A 329-nucleotide genomic window follows, 5' to 3' on the forward strand; every position below is an offset into this window, starting at 1 on the left:
ACCGCTGAAAGCATCTAAGCGGGAAGCGAGCCCTGAGATGAGTCTTCCCTGATACTTTAAGTATCCTAAAGGGTTGTTCGAGACTAGAACGTTGATAGGCAGGGTGTGTAAGCGTTGTGAGGCGTTGAGCTAACCTGTACTAATTGCCCGTGAGGCTTAACCATACAACACCCAAGGGGTTTTGATGGACTCAATGCAAGAACATTGAATGTGTATAAATAGAACTTAACATCAGTTTTCCGAATTAAAGAATTTGCTTGGCGACCATAGCGATTTGGACCCACCTGACTTCCATTCCGAACTCAGAAGTGAAACGAATTAGCGCCGAT

At 45.0% G+C, this 329-nt stretch carries 2 rRNA genes; both read left to right on the plus strand.

The features are described 5' to 3' along the window. Nucleotides 1-164: ribosomal RNA gene (locus AW165_RS18745) — 23S ribosomal RNA — on the plus strand; the annotation flags it as partial. Between the two features lie 92 nt (nucleotides 165-256). Next, a 5S ribosomal RNA gene (gene rrf / locus AW165_RS18750) occupies nucleotides 257-329 on the plus strand; the annotation flags it as partial.

This window comes from Acinetobacter sp. LMB-5 (genome assembly GCF_001541635.1).
Lineage (GTDB): Bacteria > Pseudomonadota > Gammaproteobacteria > Pseudomonadales > Moraxellaceae > Acinetobacter > Acinetobacter pittii.